The 323-nt window shown below is 46.4% G+C and carries 1 pseudogene; it reads right to left on the bottom strand.

Annotated features, from left to right (window positions below):
- A pseudogene (locus AB9K26_RS00595) lies at nt 1–323 on the bottom strand (hypothetical protein); the annotation flags it as partial.

Here is a 323-nt window from a genome sequence, read left to right as displayed (position 1 = left end):
ATCGTCACGTCTGATCCAGCATCTGTATTTGGCAAATCATTTACCGTTACAATGACATCGTCAGTATCTGAAGCGGTTCCCATTGTATTGAAAACGGTTACCGAATAAGTGGTCGTAACGTTAGGGCTTACCTCAATGCTTTGTGTCGTCTCTCCAGTACTCCACTGGTAGCTTGTTCCTCCTGAAGCAGTCAAAGTAGCCACTGTTCCAGAACAGATCTCAACATCTGCTCCTGCATTGGCAACCACAGTTTCAGTCTCAACGGTCACTACAACCGCGTCGGTCGATTCACAGCCGTTTGAGAAACCTGTCACTGTATATGT

The organism is Psychroserpens sp. XS_ASV72 (assembly GCF_041224425.1).
In the GTDB taxonomy this organism is placed as follows: domain Bacteria; phylum Bacteroidota; class Bacteroidia; order Flavobacteriales; family Flavobacteriaceae; genus Psychroserpens.
This window is presented reverse-complemented; position numbering and strand designations above follow the sequence as displayed.